Raw genomic sequence first — 20,578 nt, forward strand, 5'->3', positions numbered from 1 at the left:
TGATTGCCGCCTGCTAGATGCCGACCTCGAGATTGACCGGCCGGGTGAAGGTGTTGGCGACCGGCGACCATTTCTTCACATGGGCCACCAGCGCATTGATCTCGTCCGGCGAGATGCCCTCGCATTCCATGTCGACCTTGACGCGGACATCGGTGAAGCCGACCGGCTTGTCGGAGGTGTCGCCGGTGCCCCAGACCGCGGTGATGTTGAGATCCCCTTCCAGCTCCAGCTCGAGCTTGTTGACGATCCAGCCGCGATGCACGGCGTTGGCATGCAGGCCGACGGCAAGGCACGAGCCGAGCGCGGCCAGCGAGGCCTCCGACGGATTGGGCGCGGTGTCGTCACCCAAAAGCCCCGGCGGCTCGTCGACGATGTAGGGCGGCAGGTTGCGGATATAGTTGGCGTGGCGGAATTTGCCCTCCGCGACCGTCTTGCACTTCAAGGTCTTGATGACCTTCGGGTTTGCCTTGCCGTTGGCAATCAGTTGCTCGAGCCCGTTCTTGTCGATGGGCGCGAGGCACCCCGTCAGCACTGTCTTCTGAACGACGGCAGTCATCAATCTTCTCCCTGGCAGAAGTGGAAATCGGCAGGATACCGAACGGTCTGTTTCCTTGCATGGAGCGTGCCAGAGCCCGCGAAAAACAAAAGCCGAGGCTTTGGAGCCGCTTAAGCCTTCATGCCTGCGGATTGAACAGCCGGTCCTTGCTCAAACGCGATGCAGAGCGGCCAGGCTTTGCGAATCTTTTCAGCGCGAAACAGATGCGGCTTGCTGATGCGGCACGGCTGCGGGTAAGTTTGAGTCCATGGCAAAGACGTCATCGAAGAAGAATTCGCCCCACGCCGCTGCTGGCGACGACGAATCCGCACGCGGTCGCCTTCTCAACGCGGCGACGCATCTGTTCTGCAAGAACGGCATCAACGCCACCGGCATCGATGCGATCATCGAGGAAGCCGGCACCGCCAAGACCACGCTCTACAAATTGTTCGGCTCCAAGACCAACCTCGTCAACGCGGTGCTGGAGAGCGAAGGCAAGCAATGGCGCGAATGGTTCATCGGCGCCATGGAGCAAGGCGGCGGCGATGCGCAGGCGAAACTCACGCGCATCTTCCCTGCGCTGAAGAGCTGGTTCGCCGAAGAGCGCTTCTACGGCTGCCCCTTCATCAACGCCGTCGGCGAGCACGACAAGGACGCCAAGCAATTCCGCAACATCGCGCTGAAGCACAAGAAGATCGTGCTCGGCCACATCGAGAAACTCGCCGGCGAGCTCGGCTCAGCCGAGCCAGCAGTGCTGGCGCACCAGCTCGGCCTCATCATCGACGGCGCCATCGTCGCCGCGATGATCTCGCGCGACCCGGGCGTCGCGGATACCGCGGCGCTTACGGCAGGTCCCCTGCTCGGCCAGGCCAAGGCGAAGAAGAAGCGCGCGGCGGATCAGCTGGAGGCGGTGTGATCGCGCCGGTCTCGTAGCCCGCATGCAGCGAAGCGGAATGCGGGGACACCGTCCCGGATTACGCTCCGCTCCATCCGGGCTACGAAGATTTCGTAGGGTGGGCAAAGGCGCAAAGCGCCGTGCCCACCATTCCGTCCCGACTGTAAGCTTGATTTGCCCGCCTACGGACCCGTCCGCTTGATCAACGACTCGCTCCCAGCGCGCCAAGCTCAACGTCGGCGGCCTGTTTCTCGATAAAAGTGTTCGGGCAATCGGCTGCAGCCAGCTCGAACAACTTCAATGCCTCTTCTTTGGAGCCGCCCTGCAGTGCAATCTCCGCGACATAGAAATTCGCCTCGCACATTTGCGCCTTCTTCTTCATGGGGTCGGCATCGTCCGCCGCGCTGCGCACTTGCTCCGGCGTCGTCGTACCCAGGAAGAGGTTGACGACCGGCGCGGGCCATTTCGCCGCGTCGAGCTGCTTTGCAGCCTCGCTCATCCGGCTCGGTTGATCGCTGCGCCTTGCAACAATTTCGCGCCACATGACCGGATAGGCGTCCTTTGGATTGAGCTGGATCGCCTGATCGAGATCGGCCAACGATTTGGCGAATGAAGCAATCTGCCAATAGACCCTTGCACGATGAAAATAGGCGCGCGCATCCTTCGAATCGAGCTGCACGAGTTGATCGTAGTCCGCAAGCGCGCGGCCGAAGTCCCCTTTGGCCCTGTACGCGTTGGCGCGGAGCCCGAATGCATCCTTGTCCTTGGGGTTGAGGCGGATCGCATCATCATAGTCCGCGATAGCGCGGTCGAGCTCCCCCTTCGCGTTGTAGGCCGCTCCTCGAGCGCGGAGCACAGGACCATCCGAGGAAGCGAGCACGATTGATTCACCCGCGACGGACGCAGTAATGGGGTCGCGGTCCTGACCTTGAATCTGAGTCTGCCGATCGCCGGGGCCTCCTTGGCCCTGATGGGCCAGCTGGATGACCCGGTCGAAATCGGCAATGGCGCGATCGTAGTCGCCTCTTTGAGCATAGGTGACGCCCCGGGAGCCATAGACAGACCGGCTTTGTGGGTTCAGCTCGATAATCCGGTCATAGTCGGCGAGGGCACGGTCGAATTCGCCCAGTCGACAAAAGGATTCGGCTCGGAAGTAGTAGAAATACTCGTTCCTCGGCCTGATCTGCATTGTTTGTTCGAGCTCGGCCAATGCACGCTCTCTGTTACCCTGGGCAACGTAAACCCGGCTGCGGCACAACTGGCCGATGCCGGCGTGCGGGCTAATCTCGACCGCTCGATCACAGTCAGCAATGGCATGACCCGGTTCCCCCTTGCGGATGTAAGCGAGGCCTCGGTCCACACGCACGATGACGTTGTCCGGATGGACGAGAAGGGCTTGATCATAGTCAGCAATGGCGCGGTCCATATCTCCTCTGGCCCAATAGATTCGGGCACGCCCCAGACGAGCGTACACAGACTTGGGGTCAAGCTCGATGACCTTGTCGTAGTCGGCAAGCGCAGCGTCGGTTTGTCGCCTCTCGGCTTGCGCAAAAGCTCTCTGAAGACGGGCGTTCAAATTGCCCGGATCGTGCTCGATGATCCGGTCGTAGTCAGCGATCGCAAGGTCGGGTTCGCCCTTCTGACGGTAAAACATGGCACGGCGAAAGTGCGCCATAACTACGCTTTGCCGCATAGCCGATCCCGCTTGAATGATAGCGGTGCAGCCAGCGATGCGATCATCGAGTGTGACGTTGCCAACTGTATTGCACTTGGCGGACAAGGGCATTTCCGCGCGAGCGATCGACATGTCGATCAACGTCGCCAGGGCCAAAGCGCCGGCGCTTGCTGCCACACGTGCGAGCGTGCGGCCTGTCATTCCAAACATGCAGTCCCCAACTCAATTCCCGGGACTGTCATAGCAACCAAACGCGCGTCTGCACAGCCCGTGGTTGCGATCCTGGCATGTGTTGGATCGATTGAACCTACGCGCCCCGCCACATCTTCCCCTGAAGCCGCACCAGCTCCGACTCCAGATCACGCTCCAGATCCACTCCCAAATGTCGAACGCGACAATCCGCGCCTCGAGCCACGTCCGCCTACGCCTCGGCCATCTGCATCAAGGCCTGGCGAAAAGCCAGCGCGGCTGGTCCGAGCGGCTGGTCCAGCCGGTGCGCGAGATAGGCTTCTGCGGCAACCTGGCTGCGCCGTCCAAGGGCGGTGGTGGCAAGGCGCACAAGGCGCCTTTCCCTCAGATCGCGCTCCACCTGCCAGAACGGCAGGCGGCCCCAGCCGAGGCCGGCTAGAATCATCGCATGCTTGGTGTCCTGATTGGTGACCCGGCAGGTCTGGGGCGAAAGCACACCGAACATGCGCCCTTCGGTCAACGGCGTCGGATCGGACAGAACGATCTGCAGATGATCCGCCAGATCCTGAAGGCTGATCCTGTTGCGCGATTGCCGCCTCCCCAATGGGTGCTCGACGGAAACGACGGCAACCTGCTCGACCGACGAGATCGCCTCCAGTGCAATCCGCGGATCGCGGAAATCCTCGCCGACCACGATCGCGAGCGAACTGCGCTTGTCGATCAGCGACGCGATCGGTCCACCCAGCGGCTCGACTGCAAGCCTGATCGAGACCGAGGGATAGGCAGCGCGCATCTTCGTCAATGCGGCGCCCACCATGCCGATCGGAAACAATGTGTCGACCGTCAATGGAAGCTCGAGTTCGATCCCCTCGCCAAGGCCCCGGGCTCTCGCCCGCATCGCATCGACTCTGAGGAGAATGTCACGCGCGTTCGCGAGCAGTGACTGCCCCTCGGCCGTCAGGACCGGCCGGTGACCCGTGCGATCGAACAGCGCAACACCCAGCTCGGCCTCCAGATTGGCGACGGCATGGCTGATGGCGGACTGAACACGGGACAGCTGAGCGGCGGCCGACCGAAAGCTCCCGCATTCCGCCACCGTCACGAATGTTCGCAACTGATCAAGCGTCAGCACATCCAGCATGATCTATCCAATCGATCAAACTCATCGATCTTATCGCGCTACCGCCGATCAAGGACAGACCTATTTTGGCTGCTAACCCACCTGAGAGAGCGAGGAAGGAAAATGACGAAGGTCCTGGTGCTGTACTACTCGTCCTACGGTCACATCGAGACGATGGCCGAAGAGATTGCCCGGGGTGCACGGGAGGCCGAAGCCGAAGTCGCCATCAAACGCGTGCCGGAAATTGTTCCCGACCACGTCGCGCAAAGGGCCGGATACAAGCTCGATCAGCGCGCCGAAACGGCCGCCGTGGCCGAGTTGCCGGACTTCGACGCGATCATCTTTGGCACCCCGACGCGTTTCGGGAACATGGCCGCGCAGATGAAGAACTTCCTCGACCAGTGCGGCGGCCTGTGGTTCGAGAACAAGCTCGTGGGCAGGGTCGGCAGCGTCTTCACGTCGACGGGCAGCCAGCATGGCGGCCAGGAAAGCACCATCCTGTCCGTGCACACCGTGTTGCTGCACCTCGGCATGGTCGTGGTCGGGCTGCCCTACACATTCAAGGGACAGATGCGCATGGACGAGGTCACCGGATGCTCGCCCTACGGCGCATCGACCCTCGCCGACGACGGCAGCGGCGGGGATCGTCGTCCCAGCGCCAATGAGCTGGCAGGGGCACGCTTTCAGGGACGCCACGTCGCCGAGATAGCTCGCGCCTTGGCCGCTGCACGGCTCAAGGAGGCGGCTTGATGGCGACAGCACCTGCCCCGTCCTTGCGAGATCGACACTGGCATGTGGTGAGCATCGTCGTGGGCTCCGGCGTCGTCGCCGCGATCCAGGTGGGGAAGGCTGCCATAGCCACGCCCATGCTGCAAAAGGACTTTGGCCTCGATCTCGCCGCTGCCGGCTGGCTGACCGGGATACTGGCCGTTCTCGGCCTGTTGGGGGGTATCCTCGCCGGCTCTCTCGTGGCTCGCGCCGGAGATCGGCGAAGTCTCCTTGTCGGCCTCGGGCTGCTCATTCTTGGTGCCGTCATCGGCGCGCTCGCAACCGGCTATGCGGTGCTTCTCGCATCGCGCATTTTGGAGGGGGCAGGATTTCTTCTGATCATTATTGCGGGACCGGCGATCCTGAACAGAGCAGTCCCGTCGGGGCAGCAAGACGTTCCGCTTGCCCTGTGGAGTTGCTTCATGCCAGCCGGCATTGCGCTCGCGATGCTCGTCGGGCCGTTCTTGAGCGACTGGCGCACACTGTGGTGGGGCAGCGCCGGCCTTGCGGCGATCACTATTGCTGCCGCCTGGATGAGTATTCCGGCTGCCCCGAAACGCACCTCGGCATCGTGGAGGCGCACGATGTCGGATGCCATGCGCGTGGCGGCAAGCAAGGGCCCGCTTCTGCTGGCCGGATGTTTTGCCCTCTACAGCCTGATGTTCTTCGCGCTGTTCAGCTTCCTCCCGGTGCTGCTGATGGAGCGGATGAACATTCCCCACGGGACTGCCGGCATGCTCAGTGCTCTGGCCACCGCAAGCAACATCGTCGGCAATGTCGCTGCCGGCTACCTGCTCGCGCGCGGTGCCCGGCGTTCAGTGCTGCTCGTTGCGGCCTATCTAGCGATGGGGTTTTCAGGTCCTGGAATCTTCCTGCAGATCTTCGGCGATACGCCCACGCTTCTGCTCTGCATCCTGTTCGCGGCGGTCGGCGGCCTGATGCCGGCCGTCCTGATCTCATCAATCCCGTTGCTCGCGCCATCCGCCGCACTCATTCCTGTGGTCACCGGCCTGGTGATGCAGGGCAGCAATCTCGGCCAGGTGGCCGGACCTGTCGCGGTTGGGATTGCAGTTGAGACCCATGGGTGGACAGCCGCACTGGCCATCATCCTGATCGCCGCGCTGCTTGCAGCCATCGTCACCTCATCCGCCCGCCTCGATGACAGCGCGGCCGGCTGAGATTCTACTGTCCCAACATCCCCGCGAGCCGCACCAGCTCCGCCTCGAGATCGCGCTCCACATCCACTGCCCGAATGTCGAGCACCCGATAGTCGCGCGCTTCCAGCCACGTCCGCCGCGCCGCGCGATCTGCCGCGATCGCCTCGCCCTCGCCCGGGTTCACCAGCTCGATCGCGATCCGGTGCGGGAAGGAGACGAAATCCGGGATGTGCCGCCCGACCGGGGTCTGGCGCTTGAACCCACCTGCGAAGCGGCGATCACGCGTCAGCGCCTGCCAGAGCAGGCGTTCGGCGTCGGTCGGGTTGCGGCGGAGCAGGCGGGCAAGGCCGCGCACGGTCGAGCCGCTGTCGGGGACACCGCCGCCCTGCCCGTGCTCGGCCAGCAGCGCGCGCAGGCGCGTGGCCTGCTCGCCGTCGAGCACGCCGCCCTTGGCCGGCCCCTTGCGCCCCTCGGCGATTGCCATGATCACGCCGTGCAGGGTGTGCATGTCCTGCTTGGTCGGCTCCATCCGGGTGAAGATGTTGCGCAGGTTCACCAGCATGGTGTCGCGCTTCTCGGCCGGACGCAGGAACTCGACCTTGTCGAGCTCGCGCACGAGGTTGTCGAAGAAGGCCTGCATCTGGTGCTGCGAGGCGCGCTCGGATCTTTCAGGCATGGCGTGCGGCAGCGCGCCCGACGTCGCACGCTTGAACCATTCATAGCCGACCAAGAGCACGGCCTGGGCGAGGTTGAGCGAGGCAAAGCCCGGATTGACCGGGAAGGTGATGATGCGGTTGGAGAGCCCGACCTCCTCGTTGGTCAGCCCCCAGCGCTCGCGGCCGAACAGGATGCCGGCCCTGCCGCCGGTCGCGACGTGACCCGCGATCTCGGCCGCTGCGGCCTCCGGCCCGACCACGGGCTTGGCTTGGTCGTGGGGGCGTGCGGTGGTGGCGAACAGGAGGTCGAGATCGGCAACCGCCTGCTCGACCGTGTCGAACAGCTGCGCCTTCTCCAGGATATGGTCCGTGCCGGCGGCCGCTCGCTGGGCGGCGATGTTTGGCCAGCCGTCGCGCGGGTTGACGATGCGCAATCGGCTCAGGGCAAAATTGCCCATGGCGCGCGCGGCCATGCCGATGTTCTCGCCGAGCTGCGGCTCGACCAGGATCACGATGGGACCGTCGAGGGAAAGGCCGGCCTTGCTCTTGTCAGTCCCCGACATGTCGTTTCACTTTCGCGCTGGTTCTCAAGGCCTAGCCAACCAACTTTCTCGAGCCGGCTGTTCAGGAATGGATTGAGAGGGGGCCGTGAGCCGGCCCGTTTCTGTGTCCTTGCGTTTGCCTGTCCTGTCAGAATTCTCAAGCAAAATAATGAGGTTAAATTCCACTTTTCGCGCAGCTCCGGAGCTGCCTTGAACCCGATCGCGGCTTGTAGCGACGCAAGCGCGTGATGTCCGCAGCGCCGCCAATGTCCCGCTCTCGCTCTCCCTCACCCTCGCGCGCCTCGGTTATGGGACGCCACCGTGCGCACCAGCTTGCTGCCACGAACGTTCCGGCGGCGCTCCAGGCAGCGCGCGGCTGCCCAGATGCCTGGTATCGCGTCCAGGCGCTGGCGTCGGTCGCCGAGCATGCCGACCCGAAGCTCGCTTTGTCGATTCTCGAGGAGGCGGCGCGCGAGGCTCTCGCCTGTCACGATGCCTATGGCACGGTCGCCGTGATGTCGTGGCCGCTGAGCGTGGCGATGGCGCGCGGCTTTCGCGATTTCGTCGAACGCGAGTTGCCCCGATGTCTGGCGCTCGCAGGCCAGGTCACTCCCGCAGCGTCGCAGGCTTATGCGCTGGAGACGCTGTGGACCGCCTGTTTCGCGGTCGACGCCCACTGGGCCAAGCCGGTCTGGACCAGGATCCTGGCACTCTGTCATCCCGACCGGAGCTGGCGTGCCGCCCGACTGTACCTCCATGTCGCCGAGCGCCAGCAGGGCAAAAGCCCTGACGGGGCCGCCCGGGTGGTCCGGGCAATGCCCCAGGGCAAGACGCGTTCGTGGCTGGAGCGACGGTTCTGCCTTGCATAAAGGCCAGTCAATTCCTCCGGCCCATTCGCCTTCCACCCTCTTCACCGCGGTGCTATAGGGCCTGACCGGGACGCGCTGTTCCCTACGACACCCTCAAAGTAAGGCCCCATCCGCCATGGCAAAAATCAAGGTATCCAATCCCGTCGTCGAGCTCGATGGCGACGAGATGACCCGGATCATCTGGCAGTACATCAAGGACAAGCTGATCAACCCGTTCCTGGATGTCGAGCTGCTCTATTTCGACCTGGGCATGGAATACCGCGACCACACCAACGATCAGGTGACGATCGACGCGGCCGAGGCGATCAAGAAGGTCGGCGTCGGCGTCAAATGCGCCACCATCACCCCGGATGAAGCCCGGGTGAAGGAGTTCAATCTCAAGCAGATGTGGAAGTCGCCGAACGGCACCATCCGCAACATCCTCGGCGGCGTGATCTTCCGCGAGCCGATCATCTGCAAGAACGTGCCGCGCCTGGTTCCCGGCTGGACCAAGCCGATCATCATCGGCCGTCACGCCTATGGCGACCAGTACCGCGCCACCGACATCAAGTTCCCGGGCAAGGGCACCCTCTCGCTGAAGTTCGTCGGCGAGGACGGCACCGTGATCGAGAAGGAAGTGTTCAAGGCGCCCGGCGCCGGCGTCGCGATGGAGATGTACAATCTCGACGATTCCATCATCGACTTCGCCCGCGCTTCCTTCAATTACGGCCTGCTGCGCAATTACCCGGTGTACCTGTCGACCAAGAACACGATCCTCAAGGTCTATGACGGGCGCTTCAAGGACATCTTCCAGGACATCTTCGACCGCGAGTTCAAGAAGGAGTTCGACGCCAAGGGCCTGACCTACGAGCACCGCCTGATCGACGACATGGTGGCCTCGGCGCTGAAATGGTCAGGCGGCTATGTCTGGGCCTGTAAGAACTACGACGGCGACGTGCAGTCCGACACGGTCGCGCAGGGCTACGGCTCGCTCGGCCTGATGACCTCGGTGCTGCTCACCCCCGACGGCAAGACCGTCGAGGCGGAAGCTGCCCACGGCACGGTGACCCGCCATTACCGCGAGCACCAGAAGGGCAAGGAGACCTCGACCAACTCGATCGCCTCGATCTTCGCCTGGACGAGAGGCCTGTCGCACCGCGCCAAGCTCGACAACAACCCCGAGCTCGCCAAGTTCGCGGCCACGCTGGAGAAGGTCTGCGTCGACACCGTCGAGGCTGGCTACATGACCAAGGACCTCGCGCTCTTGGTCGGCGCCGACCAGCGCTGGCTCTCGACCACCGGCTTCCTCGACAAGGTCGCCGAGAATCTCACGAAAGAGCTGGCGGCGTAAAACCGGCCGCACTTTCGCCCGACCGGGCCAGACATCATCACGGGCCGCGCGACCAGCGCGGCCCGTTTCTTTTTGAGAGCTTTCGCGGAGATGCGACCATGTCGATCAAGCTTGCCGTGCCGTGCCTGTTGCTGCTCGCCGGACCGGCTGCGGCCGCCGACCCGCTCCCCGACGCCATCGCCGCACTGGGCGAGAGCGTCGTGCTCAGCGTCCACGCCGAGGGCGCGCAGGTCTATGAGTGCAAGGCGGGCACCGAGGGCAAGCTCGCCTGGGCCTTCCGCGAGCCGATCGCAACGCTGCTTTCAGACGGCAAGACGATCGGCCGCCACTATGCCGGCCCGAACTGGGAGCATGCCGACGGCAGCGCCGTGGTCGGCAAGGCCGTCGGCAACGCGCCAGGCGCGTTGGCCGCCGATATTCCCTGGCTGAAGCTGGAAGTCACGGCCCACCGCGGCAACGGCGTGCTCACATCAGTCGCCACGGTCCAGCGCATCAACACAAATGGCGGCAAGCTCGACGGTGTCTGCGACAAGGCCGGCGAATTCAGGAGCGTGCCCTACTCGGCTGACTACGTCTTCCTGAAGAAGGGCTGACCGCTTTACGGGCCGAACGGCGCGGAAAGGCGCCACGCCGTTGCCATTGAAGCCGCGACGCGCGCCTTAAGCGCCCGCCATCGCTTTTTCGATCGCGCTCAGGGCCTCGGACGCCTTGGCGCCATCGGGGCCGCCGGCCTGGGCCATGTCGGGCCGGCCGCCGCCGCCCTTGCCGCCGAGCGCCTCGGAGGCGATACGCACGAGATTCACGGCATTGAAGCGCGCGGTGAGGTCCTGCGTGACGCCGACCACAATTCCGGCCTTGCCGTCCCCGGTGACGCCGACGATGGCGACGACGCCCGAGCCGATCTGCTTCTTGCCGTCGTCGGCGAGACTCTTGAGATCCTTCATCTCGATGCCTTCGACCGCACGCGCCATCAGCTTGACGCCGCCGGCCTCGCGCACGCCCGACGCTGCGCCATTATTGCCGGCGGCAGCGCCGCCGCCCATCGCCAGCTTCTTGCGGGCATCGGAGAGCTCGCGCTCGAGCTTCTTGCGCTCCTCCATCAGCGCTGAGATGCGCGCCGGCACGTCGTCGAGCGAGGTGCGCAGCTCGTTCGCCGCAACCTTCGCCAGAGCCATGGTGTCATTGGCATGCTTTCGCGCGTAATTGCCCGTCAGCGCCTCGATCCGGCGCACGCCCGACGCGACCGCGCTCTCGCTCGTGACCGTGATCAGGCCGATATCGCCGGTGCGCTTCACATGAGTGCCGCCGCAGAGCTCGACGGACCAGCCGAGCGCGTTGGCGCCGCGCTCGCGCGCGGTCCTGCCCATCGAGACGACGCGGACCTCGTCGCCATATTTCTCGCCGAACAGCGCGCGCGCCCCGGCCTCGCGGGCCTCGTCGACGCCCATGACGCGCGTGGTGACCTCGTCGTTCTCCAGCACCACGTCGTTGGCGATGTCCTCAACGCGGGCGAGCTCCTCGGCCGTGATCGGCTTCGGATGCACGAAGTCGAAGCGCAGCCGATCCGGCGCGACCATCGAGCCGCGCTGGGCAATGTGATCGCCGAGCACCTGGCGCAGCGCCTCGTGGATGATGTGGGTCGCAGAGTGATGGGCGCGGATGGTCGAGCGCCTGGAATGATCGACCTCGAGCTGCAGCGCCGTGCCGAGCTTCACTTCGCCACTCTCGACCGTGCCGATATGGACGAAGAGATCGCCGAGCTTCTTCTGCGTATCGGTGACGCGGACCTTGATGCCACCCTCGCCCGACAGCACGCCGGTGTCGCCGACCTGGCCGCCGGACTCCGCATAGAACGGCGTCTGGTTCAGCACGATCGCGCCCGTCTCGCCGGCCTTGAGGCTCGCGACCTCGGCGCCGTCCTTGACCAGCGCCGACACCACGCCTTCGGCGCTCTCGGTCTCGTAGCCCAGGAATTCGGTGGCGCCGAGCTTCTCGCGCAGCGGGAACCAGATCGCCTCGGAGGCCGCCTCACCCGAGCCCTTCCAGGACTCGCGCGCCTTGGCCTTCTGACGCTCCATCGCGTCGGTGAACGCCGCCTGGTCGACGCCGATGCCGCGCGACTTCAGCGCGTCCTGGGTCAGGTCGAGCGGGAAGCCGTAGGTGTCGTACAGCGTGAAGGCGACGTCGCCGTCGAACATGTCGCCCTTCTTCAGACCGGCGCTCTTCTCGTCGAGGATGGCAAGGCCGCGCGACAGAGTCTTGCGGAAGCGGGTTTCTTCCAGCCGCAGCGTTTCCTCGATCAGCTTTTCCGCGCGCATCAATTCCGGATAGGCCTGGCCCATCTCGCGCACCAACGCCCAGACCAGCCGATGCATCAACGGCTCCTTGGCGCCGAGCAGTTGCGCATGGCGCATCGCCCGGCGCATGATCCGGCGCAGCACATAGCCGCGGCCCTCGTTGGAAGGCAGCACGCCGTCGGAGACCAGGAAGGCTGAGGAGCGCAAATGGTCGGCGATGACGCGGAACGAAGCCGCGGTGCGCTGGTTCGGCCCGGCGCCGAGCGCGGATGCGGCCGCATCGATCAGGTTGCGGAACAGGTCGGTCTCGAACACGCTCTCGACGCCCTGGAGGATGCAGGCCATGCGCTCCAGGCCCATGCCGGTGTCGATCGAGGGACGCGGCAGACCGACGCGCTCCTCCTTCGTCACCTGCTCGTATTGCATGAACACGAGATTCCAGAATTCGAGGAAGCGGTCGCCGTCCTCTTCCGGCGAGCCGGGCGGACCGCCCCAGATGTGATCGCCGCGGTCGATGAAGATCTCCGAGCACGGGCCGCACGGCCCGGTGTCGCCCATCGCCCAGAAATTGTCCGACGTCGGGATGCGGATGATGCGGTCCTCGGAGAAGCCGGCGATCTTCTTCCACAGGCCGGCCGCCTCGTCGTCGGTGTGGTAGACGGTGACGAGCAGCTTGTCCTTCTTCAGCCCGAACTCGCTCGTGATCAGCTTCCAGGCGAGCTCGATCGCGCGCTCCTTGAAGTAATCGCCGAACGAGAAATTGCCCAGCATCTCGAAGAAGGTGAGATGGCGCGCGGTGTAGCCGACATTGTCGAGGTCGTTGTGCTTGCCGCCGGCGCGCACGCATTTCTGCGAGGTGGTGGCGCGCTGATAGGGCCGCTTCTCGACGCCGGTGAAGACGTTCTTGAACTGCACCATGCCGGCATTGGTGAACATCAACGTCGGGTCGTTGCGCGGCACGAGGGGCGAGGACGGCACGATCTCGTGGCCGTTCTCGGCAAAGAAGTTCAGAAAGGTCGACCTGATCTCGTTGACGCCGCTCATGTTCATCCAATCGGGTGTGCTAGAGCATGATCCGGAAAAGTGCGAAGCGGTTTTCCGGAAAGATCATGCTCAAACAAAGAGCTAAAGCGCGATGACTCATCGTGCTTTAGGGCCCGCTTTTCGCGGTCCAAACCGGACCGTTGAGGCTGATATCTGCGGGCCAAAGCGCTTTTAGACAAGGCCAGCTTCGCTGTCCAGAAACTGTGCAAGGAGATCAGAGGGTTGCCGCAGCCGCGCAATCCCGTTGGATAGGGCGCGCGGACGCGTTGACAGGCTTGGCTCCCCTGTGGTCTCTACCCATCTGTATCGTACGGCCACGTCGGGAGAGACCGGCTACCAGTTAGCCGGCGCCGAAGGAGCAACCGCCCCGGAAACTCTCAGGCAAAAGGACCGCGTGGCTTTGACAGCATCTGGAAAGAGGCGCCGACGGGTGTAGACCCGGACAGCGTCCGCCGACGGGATAATACTCTCAGGCACAGCGACAGATGGGGCTTCGACTGGTGTCCATCGGGGAATCCTCCCCGGGGAACCGCCGAGGGCCCTCAAGATGCTAGCGCACGACCAAGACTCCCTGAAACGCACCCCCCTCTACGACCTCCATGTGTCCCTGGGGGGCAAGATGGTGCCGTTCGCGGGCTATGACATGCCCGTGCAGTACCCCGCGGGCGTCTTGAAGGAGCACGTCCATACCCGCACCAAAGCGGGCCTGTTCGACGTCTCCCACATGGGCCAGCTCGCGCTCCGGCCGAAATCCGGCAATGTGGAGGACGCCGCCCGCGCGCTGGAGCGGCTGGTGCCGCAGGATATCGTGGCGATCGCCGCAGGGCGGCAGCGCTACGCCCAGTTCACCAATGACGACGGCGGCATTCTCGACGACCTCATGGTCGCCAATTTCGGCGATCACCTGTTCCTGGTCGTCAACGCCGCCTGCAAGGCTGAGGACGAGGCGCACCTGCGCGCCAACCTGTCCGACGCCTGCGTGATCGAGCAGCTTGCCGACCGCGCGCTGATCGCGCTGCAGGGCCCGAAGGCCGAAGCTGTGCTGGCGAAATTCTGTGCAGAGGCGCCCGCCATGACATTCATGGACGCCGGCCCGCACGAGGTCGCCGGCATCAAGTGCTTCGTCTCGCGTTCCGGCTACACCGGCGAGGACGGTTTCGAGATCTCGGTTCCATCAGGCGATGCCGAACGCTTGGCAAAAATGCTGCTGGAAAATCCCGACGTGCTCCCGATTGGCCTCGGGGCCCGCGACAGCCTGCGGCTGGAAGCCGGGCTCTGCCTGTACGGCCACGACATCGACACCACCACCACGCCGGTCGAGGCCGCGCTGGAATGGTCGGTGCAGAAAAGCCGCCGCAGCGGCGGTGCACGCGCCGGCGGCTTTCCCGGCGCCGCGAAGATCCTCGCCCATTTCGATAACGGCGCATCCCGCCGCCGCGTCGGACTGCGCGCCGAGGGCCGCGCGCCGGTGCGCGAGGGCGCGCTGCTGTTTGCCGACGCTGCGGGCGGCGAGCCGATCGGACAAGTCACCTCGGGCGGTTTCGGCCCCAGCCTGAACGCGCCGGTTGCCATGGGCTACGTGCCCACAAATCTGAGCGCGCTCGGCACAAAGCTCTTCGCCGAAGTGCGCGGCCAGCGGCTGCCGCTCGCGGTCGCCGCCATGCCCTTCGTGAAAAACACCTACAAACGCTGAGGACGCGACATGACCACGACGCTGTACACTTCCGACCATGAATGGCTCGCCATCGACGGCGATGTCGCGACCGTCGGCATCACCGACTACGCCCAGCAGCAGCTCGGCGACGTCGTGTTCGTCGAGCTGCCCAAGGTCGGCCGGAGCTTGAAGAAGGCCGAAGCCGCCGCCGTCGTCGAATCCGTCAAGGCGGCCTCCGACGTGTACGCGCCGATCTCTGGCGAAGTGCTCGAGACCAACGCCGAGCTCGCGGCCGAGCCGGCGCTGGTGAACTCGGACGCGCAAGGCAAGGCCTGGTTCTTCAAGATCAAGATGGCCGACAGAAGCGAGCTCGGCGGCCTCATGGATGAAGCCGCCTACAAGGCGCATACGGCGTGAGATGACGAGTGTAGCCGCCCAATACTCAGTGTCATCACCCGCGAAGGCGGGTGATCCAGTACGCCGCGGCTTCTCGGCTCTAGCAATACTGCCTGCGTTTACTGGATGCCCCGCCTCCGCGGGGCATGACAGCGAAATCTAGCGAGGACCCATGATGACCGCGCACCGCAAATCCAACGGCGACACCGCCTCCTTCGTTCGCCGCCACATCGGCCCCTCCGCGCGAGACGTCACCGCGATGCTGGAGGCCGTCAGCGCCAAAAGCGTGGACGCGCTGATGGCGGAGACACTCCCCGCCTCGATCCGGCAGGCCTCTCCGCTCGATCTCGGCAAGCCGCTCAGCGAGACCGAGGCGATCGCGCACATGGCCGAGCTCGCAGGCCAGAACCAGGTCTTCACCTCGCTGATCGGCCAAGGCTATTCAGGCACCATCCTGCCCGCGGTGATCCAGCGCAACATCCTGGAGAACCCGGCCTGGTACACGGCCTATACGCCGTACCAGCCGGAGATCAGCCAGGGCCGGCTGGAAGCGCTGTTCAACTTCCAGACCATGATCTGCGACCTCACCGGGCTCGACGTCGCCAACGCCTCGCTGCTCGATGAAGCCACCGCCGCGGCCGAAGCCATGGCGCTTGCCGAGCGCCACTCGCAGGTGAAAGCGAAGGCCTTCTTCGTCGACAAGGACGTGCATCCGCAGACGCTTGCGGTGATGCGCACCCGCGCCGAGCCGCTCGGCTGGACTCTGGTCGTCGGCGATCCCCTCGCTGACCTCGACAAATCGGACGTGCTCGGCGCGCTGCTGCAATATCCCGGCTCTTCCGGTGCGGTGCGCGACCTCAGGCCGGCGATCGCGGCGCTGAAGGCCAAGGGCGCACTCGCGATCCTAGCCGCCGACCTCCTCGCGCTGACGCTGCTCGCCTCGCCCGGCGAGCTCGGGGCCGACATCGCCATCGGCTCGGCCCAGCGCTTCGGCGTGCCGATGGGCTATGGCGGGCCGCACGCGGCCTATATGGCCGTGCGCGACGCGCTGAAGCGTTCGCTGCCCGGCCGCATCGTCGGCCTCTCCGTCGATTCCCGCGGGGCGCCGGCCTACCGGCTTGCGCTGCAGACCCGCGAGCAGCACATCCGGCGCGAGAAGGCGACCTCCAACATCTGCACCGCGCAGGTGCTGCTCGCCGTGATCGCCTCGATGTATGCGGTATATCACGGTCCCGAGGGCCTCACCCAGATCGCCCGCAACGTGCATCGCCGCACCGCCGTGCTCGCCAGCGGCCTGCGCAAGCTCGGCTTCGCGCCTGAGAGCGAAAACTTCTTCGACACGCTCAGCGTCGATGCCGGCGGCAAGCGCGCCGAGATCGTCGCGCGCGCGGCAAGCGAGAAGATCAATCTCGGCATCAGCGATACGGCGCTTCGCATCGCGCTCGACGAGACCACGACGCCTGCGACGGTCGAGGCGGTCTGGCGCGCCTTCGGCGGCTCTCTCGCCTATGCCGAGATCGATGCCGAGACGCGCGAGGCGCTGCCGGACGATCTGAAGCGCACCACCGCTTTCCTGACCCACCCCGTGTTCCACGCGCATCGCTCGGAGACCGAGATGCTGCGCTATATGCGCAAGCTCAGCGACCGCGACCTCGCGCTCGACCGCGCCATGATCCCGCTGGGATCCTGCACCATGAAGCTGAACGCGACCACCGAGATGATGCCGCTGACCTGGCCGGAATTCGGCTCGCTGCATCCGTTCGTCCCGCGCGAGCAGGCGGCCGGCTACCACGCGCTGTTCGCGCGGCTGGAAAAATGGCTGTGCGACATCACCGGCTATGACGCGATCTCGCTGCAGCCGAACTCGGGCGCGCAGGGCGAATATGCCGGGCTGCTCGCGATCCGCGGCTATCATGCCGCGCGCGGACAGAGCCATCGCAAGATCTGCCTGATCCCCTCCTCCGCCCACGGCACCAATCCGGCCTCGGCGGCGATGGTCGGCATGGACGTCGTGGTGGTCGCTTGCGAGAAGAACGGCGACGTCGACGTCAATGATCTTCGCGCCAAGGCGGAGAAGCATGCGAACAATCTCGCCGCGGTCATGATCACCTATCCCTCGACCCACGGCGTGTTCGAGGAGCACATCCGCGAGATCTGCGACATCGTGCACGGCCATGGCGGCCAGGTGTATCTGGACGGCGCCAACCTCAATGCGCAGGTTGGCCTCTCGAGGCCCGGCGATTACGGCGCCGACGTCAGCCATCTCAACCTGCACAAGACCTTCTGCATCCCGCATGGCGGCGGCGGCCCCGGCATGGGCCCGATCGGCGTCAAGGCGCATCTCGCGCCCTTCCTTCCGGGCCATCCGACCACCAAGGCCGATGCTCCGGTCGGTCCGGTCTCGGCGGCGCCGTTCGGCTCGGCCTCGATCCTCACCATCTCCTACATCTACATCCTGATGATGGGCGGTGAAGGCCTGAAGCGCGCCACCGAGATCGCGATCCTCAACGCCAACTACATCGCAGCGCGCCTCGATCCGCACTTCCCGGTGCTCTACAAGAACGAGAAGGGCCGCGTCGCGCATGAGTGCATCGTCGATCCGCGTCCGCTGAAGGCGACATCGGGCGTTACGGTCGACGACATCGCAAAGCGCCTGATCGATTACGGCTTCCACGCCCCGACCATGAGCTTCCCGGTGCCGGGCACGCTGATGATCGAGCCGACCGAGTCCGAATCCAAGGCGGAGCTCGATCGCTTCTGCGACGCCATGATCGCGATCCGCAAGGAGATCGCAGAGGTCGAGGCCGGCCGCTTCAAGATCGAGGCCTCGCCCCTGCGCCACGCCCCGCACACCGTGCACGACATCGCCGACGACGATTGGAAGCGCGCCTACACCCGCACCGAGGGTTGCTTTCCCGCCGGCGTCTCGCGCACCGACAAATATTGGTCCCCGGTGGGCCGCGTCGACAACGTCTACGGCGACCGCAACCTCGTGTGCTCCTGCCCGCCGGTGAGCGATTACGCGGAAGCTGCGGAGTGAGGTTTCGTAGGGTGGGTTCGCGGGCGGCGGCGCGAAGCGCTGTCGCCTGCGTAACCCACCACGTCTGCTTTCACCGAGATGAACAGTGGCGGATTACGCCTTCGGTTACCCCACAACAGTGAATGTGTCTCTAGGGCGCAACCAACAACCGGCGTTCGTCATCCCAGCGCCAAAGCCGTTCGTTGGCGAGAAGGGTGCCGCCCCACCAGCGCCGAAGCGGATTATGGCGGCAGAAGTCCTCGTCTCCTGCGAGGATCGCCTTGCCGAGATCCGTGAGCGACAAGCGGGATTGCTTGTATCGTGCATGACGGAGGGCATCATCATGCATGTCGAGCGTGAACGGTCCCTCCTCCAGGCCGGATACGGCCGGCACCGGGCAGCGCGCAAGTCCATCGAGCAACGCCCCCACCTCCCAGTAGTCGAAGACGCGACGCTCGTTAGGCTTCTGATATCCCGGGAAGACGTCATAGGGCTGCACCCCACCCGGCGCGATTGATTCCAGCATCCGCATTTCCGTGGCGCCAAGGCCACTGGTCACGTTTGGAAGCTCTTCGAGCAGGGCGACGACGCAATGCTCGAGCTTCGGAAGCAGGCGCAAGTCCGTTTCGAGCAGGCCGAACCAGGCCTGTGGCGTCGGCGCACGATAAGCTCGCCACGCGCGACCCGCCAGGCCAACGTGATCTTGCGTGAGCCTGACCAGCGGCGGGTTCAGCTTCGCGAGGCCCTCGGGACCGAGACCGCTCACGGCGATGTCTAGCGGACGCATCACGAGTTTGGAGGCTGCCGCTCTATCGCTGCCGCAATGGTCGAGCAGCCAGAGCAAGATCAATTGCGCATTTGGCTCTGGCTCCATCCACAGTTCGACCGTGTCATACTCTAAGAACAGCTCGATCAGCCCGTGAGGGCCCGAGCCTTCGAGGCGCCAGAATGCATCGAGTTCCGCGGTGGACGGCAGCGATCCCTAAACAAGCCGGCGCTCGATCGCCATGACGAGGTCGGCGAGGCCCGCCCGCTGTATCGCGCCGGCGGCGGATGAATCTGTCGTCAAGATCAGCCGCTTCATTGCACCACCCGACGATCATAACGCAAAAGCGAAACGGGCACCGAAGACGTCGGCAACTCAACGTCCTCAGTGCCCGCTCCTCGCGAAAAGCTCTTCGCGTTAAGGCTTACTCGTCCGCCGGCTCCTCGCCGTCGGCGTCGCGCTCGGGCGTGCCGGCGAGAATCTGTTCGGCGATCAGACCGGAATTCTGGCGGATCGCGGTCTCGATCTTGGCGGTGATGTCGGGATTGCCCTTCAGGAACGCCTTGGCGTTCTCGCGGCCCTGACCGAGGCGCTGGCTGTCATAGGAGAACCAGGCGCCGGACTTCTCGACGATGCCGGCCTTGACGCCGAGATCGAGGATCTCGCCCATCTTGGAGACGCCCTCGCCGTACATGATGTCGAACTCGACCTGCTTGAATGGCGGCGCCAGCTTGTTCTTGACCACCTTGACGCGCGTGGTGTTGCCAACCACCTCGTCGCGCTCCTTGATCGCACCGATGCGGCGGATGTCGAGGCGGACGGAAGCGTAGAATTTCAGCGCATTGCCGCCGGTGGTCGTTTCAGGCGAGCCGTACATCACACCGATCTTCATGCGGATCTGGTTGATGAAGATCACCATGGTGTTGGACTTGTTGATGGAGGCCGTCAGCTTGCGCAGCGCCTGGCTCATCAACCGCGCCTGAAGACCCGGCAGCGCATCGCCCATCTCACCCTCGAGCTCGGCCTTCGGCACTAGCGCCGCCACCGAATCGACCACGAGAACGTCGACCGCGCCCGAGCGCACCAGGGTGTCGCAGATCTCCAGCGCCTGCTCGCCGGTGTCGGGCTGCGAGATCAGGAGCTCGTCGATGTTGACGCCGAGCTTGCGGGCATAGACCGGATCGAGCGCGTGCTCGGCGTCGATGAAGGCGCAGATGCCGCCCTTCTTCTGCGCTTCCGCCACCGTATGCAGCGCCAGCGTGGTCTTGCCGGAGGATTCCGGCCCGTAGATCTCGACGATGCGTCCCTTGGGCAGACCGCCGATGCCGAGCGCGATATCGAGCCCGAGCGAGCCGGAGGACACCGCCTCGATGTCCATGGAGCGGTCGTTCTTGCCAAGCTTCATCACCGAGCCCTTGCCGAACTGCCGCTCGATCTGGGAGAGCGCGGCGGCCAGAGCTTTACTCTTGTCCATGGAGGATCCTTCGACGATACGCAGGGCAGTTGCGGACATTGGGTCGTGCTCCTTATGGCGAGGATTCGCGTGAGGGACAAACAGTTGCGAGGCAGCTCGGCGATAAAAGCAATGTACCTCATTTGTTCTCAGTTCGCAATATGTTCTTTTGCGGATTTTGTCTTTGTAACTGGACCAGGAGACAACGGAGCT

At 64.7% G+C, this 20,578-nt stretch carries 16 protein-coding genes and 1 riboswitch; of the genes, 9 read left to right on the forward strand and 7 right to left on the reverse strand.

Features of this window, described 5'->3' with window-relative positions:
- Positions 1 to 13 precede the first annotated feature (13 nt).
- Entirely contained in the window at positions 14 to 556 is a 543-nt protein-coding gene (locus ACM43_RS29575; protein WP_027576569.1) for an OsmC family protein, read from the reverse strand.
- Between the two features lie 247 nt (positions 557 to 803).
- Between ACM43_RS29575 and ACM43_RS29580 the strand changes: the two genes are divergently transcribed.
- Positions 804 to 1,451: a TetR/AcrR family transcriptional regulator gene (locus ACM43_RS29580; RefSeq protein ID WP_271544983.1), complete on the forward strand. Its 648-nt coding sequence runs from the start codon at positions 804 to 806 to the stop codon at positions 1,449 to 1,451.
- Positions 1,452 to 1,632: 181 nt separating this feature from the next.
- On the opposite strand, the gene ACM43_RS29585 is transcribed toward ACM43_RS29580, so the two are convergent.
- On the reverse strand, positions 1,633 to 3,306 hold the full coding sequence (locus tag ACM43_RS29585; protein ID WP_271544985.1) for a tetratricopeptide repeat protein: 1,674 nt from the start codon (positions 3,304 to 3,306) through the stop codon (positions 1,633 to 1,635).
- 220 nt (positions 3,307 to 3,526) lie between these two features.
- A complete protein-coding gene (locus ACM43_RS29590) occupies positions 3,527 to 4,435 on the reverse strand; it encodes a LysR family transcriptional regulator (RefSeq protein WP_271544988.1) in 909 nt (302 codons plus the stop codon).
- Positions 4,436 to 4,537: 102 nt separating this feature from the next.
- Here ACM43_RS29590 and wrbA point away from each other — a divergent pair, with 102 nt between their 5' ends.
- Together wrbA and ACM43_RS29600 are read left to right on the forward strand one after the other, a co-directional pair.
- Positions 4,538 to 5,164: an NAD(P)H:quinone oxidoreductase gene (gene wrbA, locus ACM43_RS29595; RefSeq protein WP_271544990.1), complete on the forward strand. Its 627-nt coding sequence runs from the start codon at positions 4,538 to 4,540 to the stop codon at positions 5,162 to 5,164.
- On the forward strand, positions 5,164 to 6,360 hold the full coding sequence (locus tag ACM43_RS29600) for an MFS transporter (protein ID WP_271544992.1): 1,197 nt from the start codon (positions 5,164 to 5,166) through the stop codon (positions 6,358 to 6,360). Before wrbA ends, ACM43_RS29600 begins: the two co-directional genes overlap by 1 nt.
- Before the next feature lie 4 nt (positions 6,361 to 6,364).
- On the opposite strand, the gene ACM43_RS29605 is transcribed toward ACM43_RS29600, so the two are convergent.
- Positions 6,365 to 7,558: a TrmJ/YjtD family RNA methyltransferase gene (locus ACM43_RS29605; RefSeq protein WP_271544994.1), complete on the reverse strand. Its 1,194-nt coding sequence runs from the start codon at positions 7,556 to 7,558 to the stop codon at positions 6,365 to 6,367.
- Between the two features lie 287 nt (positions 7,559 to 7,845).
- Between ACM43_RS29605 and ACM43_RS29610 the strand changes: the two genes are divergently transcribed.
- From ACM43_RS29610 to ACM43_RS29620, 3 genes are all read left to right on the forward strand, one after another.
- Positions 7,846 to 8,406 (forward strand): hypothetical protein, encoded by a 561-nt coding sequence (locus ACM43_RS29610; RefSeq protein WP_271544996.1) that lies wholly within the window; start codon positions 7,846 to 7,848, stop codon positions 8,404 to 8,406.
- 115 nt (positions 8,407 to 8,521) lie between these two features.
- A complete protein-coding gene (locus ACM43_RS29615) occupies positions 8,522 to 9,736 on the forward strand; it encodes an NADP-dependent isocitrate dehydrogenase (RefSeq protein WP_036043844.1) in 1,215 nt (404 codons plus the stop codon).
- 98 nt (positions 9,737 to 9,834) lie between these two features.
- Complete coding sequence (locus tag ACM43_RS29620; RefSeq protein WP_271545000.1) at positions 9,835 to 10,329, forward strand: DUF3455 domain-containing protein; 495 nt, start codon at positions 9,835 to 9,837, stop codon at positions 10,327 to 10,329.
- Positions 10,330 to 10,395: 66 nt separating this feature from the next.
- On the opposite strand, the gene alaS is transcribed toward ACM43_RS29620, so the two are convergent.
- Entirely contained in the window at positions 10,396 to 13,077 is a 2,682-nt protein-coding gene (gene alaS / locus ACM43_RS29625) for an alanine--tRNA ligase (protein ID WP_271545002.1), read from the reverse strand.
- Positions 13,078 to 13,387: 310 nt separating this feature from the next.
- A riboswitch (glycine riboswitch) is annotated at positions 13,388 to 13,479 on the forward strand.
- Between the two features lie 145 nt (positions 13,480 to 13,624).
- On the opposite strand from alaS, the gene gcvT reads away from it, so the two are divergent.
- The 3 genes from gcvT (at position 13,625) to gcvP (ending at position 18,167) form a co-directional block, all read left to right on the forward strand.
- Positions 13,625 to 14,770, forward strand: coding sequence for a glycine cleavage system aminomethyltransferase GcvT (gene gcvT / locus ACM43_RS29630; protein ID WP_271545004.1), 1,146 nt, complete (start codon positions 13,625 to 13,627; stop codon positions 14,768 to 14,770).
- A 9-nt stretch (positions 14,771 to 14,779) separates the two neighbouring features.
- Positions 14,780 to 15,148: a glycine cleavage system protein GcvH gene (gene gcvH / locus ACM43_RS29635; RefSeq protein ID WP_271545006.1), complete on the forward strand. Its 369-nt coding sequence runs from the start codon at positions 14,780 to 14,782 to the stop codon at positions 15,146 to 15,148.
- A gap of 154 nt (positions 15,149 to 15,302) precedes the next feature.
- The gene (gene gcvP, locus ACM43_RS29640; protein ID WP_271545109.1) at positions 15,303 to 18,167 is read left to right on the forward strand and encodes an aminomethyl-transferring glycine dehydrogenase; all 2,865 of its coding nucleotides are present in this window, start codon (positions 15,303 to 15,305) and stop codon (positions 18,165 to 18,167) included.
- A gap of 130 nt (positions 18,168 to 18,297) precedes the next feature.
- On the opposite strand, the gene ACM43_RS29645 is transcribed toward gcvP, so the two are convergent.
- Positions 18,298 to 18,990 carry a hypothetical protein gene (locus ACM43_RS29645; RefSeq protein ID WP_271545008.1) on the reverse strand — a complete coding sequence of 231 codons (693 nt, stop codon included), beginning with the start codon at positions 18,988 to 18,990 and terminating at the stop codon, positions 18,298 to 18,300.
- 346 nt (positions 18,991 to 19,336) lie between these two features.
- The gene (recA, locus tag ACM43_RS29650) at positions 19,337 to 20,425 is read right to left on the reverse strand and encodes a recombinase RecA (protein ID WP_027577058.1); all 1,089 of its coding nucleotides are present in this window, start codon (positions 20,423 to 20,425) and stop codon (positions 19,337 to 19,339) included.
- Positions 20,426 to 20,578 lie beyond the last annotated feature (153 nt).

Origin of the sequence: Bradyrhizobium sp. CCBAU 45321, from assembly GCF_028128975.1 — a bacterium.
GTDB classification, from domain to species: domain Bacteria; phylum Pseudomonadota; class Alphaproteobacteria; order Rhizobiales; family Xanthobacteraceae; genus Bradyrhizobium; species Bradyrhizobium yuanmingense.

Excerpts from the sequence above, each read along its gene's own strand:
- gcvH (WP_271545006.1), top strand. The coding sequence starts at position 14,780 with ATGACCACGACGCTGTACACTTCCGACCATGAATGGCTCGCCATCGAC.
- ACM43_RS29590 (WP_271544988.1), bottom strand. The coding sequence starts at position 4,435 with ATGCTGGATGTGCTGACGCTTGATCAGTTGCGAACATTCGTGACGGTG.
- ACM43_RS29600 (WP_271544992.1), top strand. The coding sequence starts at position 5,164 with ATGGCGACAGCACCTGCCCCGTCCTTGCGAGATCGACACTGGCATGTG.
- recA (WP_027577058.1), bottom strand. The coding sequence starts at position 20,425 with ATGTCCGCAACTGCCCTGCGTATCGTCGAAGGATCCTCCATGGACAAG.
- gcvP (WP_271545109.1), top strand. The coding sequence starts at position 15,303 with ATGACCGCGCACCGCAAATCCAACGGCGACACCGCCTCCTTCGTTCGC.
- ACM43_RS29605 (WP_271544994.1), bottom strand. The coding sequence starts at position 7,558 with ATGTCGGGGACTGACAAGAGCAAGGCCGGCCTTTCCCTCGACGGTCCC.
- wrbA (WP_271544990.1), top strand. The coding sequence starts at position 4,538 with ATGACGAAGGTCCTGGTGCTGTACTACTCGTCCTACGGTCACATCGAG.
- ACM43_RS29615 (WP_036043844.1), top strand. The coding sequence starts at position 8,522 with ATGGCAAAAATCAAGGTATCCAATCCCGTCGTCGAGCTCGATGGCGAC.
- ACM43_RS29610 (WP_271544996.1), top strand. The coding sequence starts at position 7,846 with ATGGGACGCCACCGTGCGCACCAGCTTGCTGCCACGAACGTTCCGGCG.
- ACM43_RS29620 (WP_271545000.1), top strand. The coding sequence starts at position 9,835 with ATGTCGATCAAGCTTGCCGTGCCGTGCCTGTTGCTGCTCGCCGGACCG.
- ACM43_RS29585 (WP_271544985.1), bottom strand. The coding sequence starts at position 3,306 with ATGACAGGCCGCACGCTCGCACGTGTGGCAGCAAGCGCCGGCGCTTTG.
- ACM43_RS29580 (WP_271544983.1), top strand. The coding sequence starts at position 804 with ATGGCAAAGACGTCATCGAAGAAGAATTCGCCCCACGCCGCTGCTGGC.
- gcvT (WP_271545004.1), top strand. The coding sequence starts at position 13,625 with ATGCTAGCGCACGACCAAGACTCCCTGAAACGCACCCCCCTCTACGAC.
- alaS (WP_271545002.1), bottom strand. The coding sequence starts at position 13,077 with ATGAGCGGCGTCAACGAGATCAGGTCGACCTTTCTGAACTTCTTTGCC.
- ACM43_RS29575 (WP_027576569.1), bottom strand. The coding sequence starts at position 556 with ATGACTGCCGTCGTTCAGAAGACAGTGCTGACGGGGTGCCTCGCGCCC.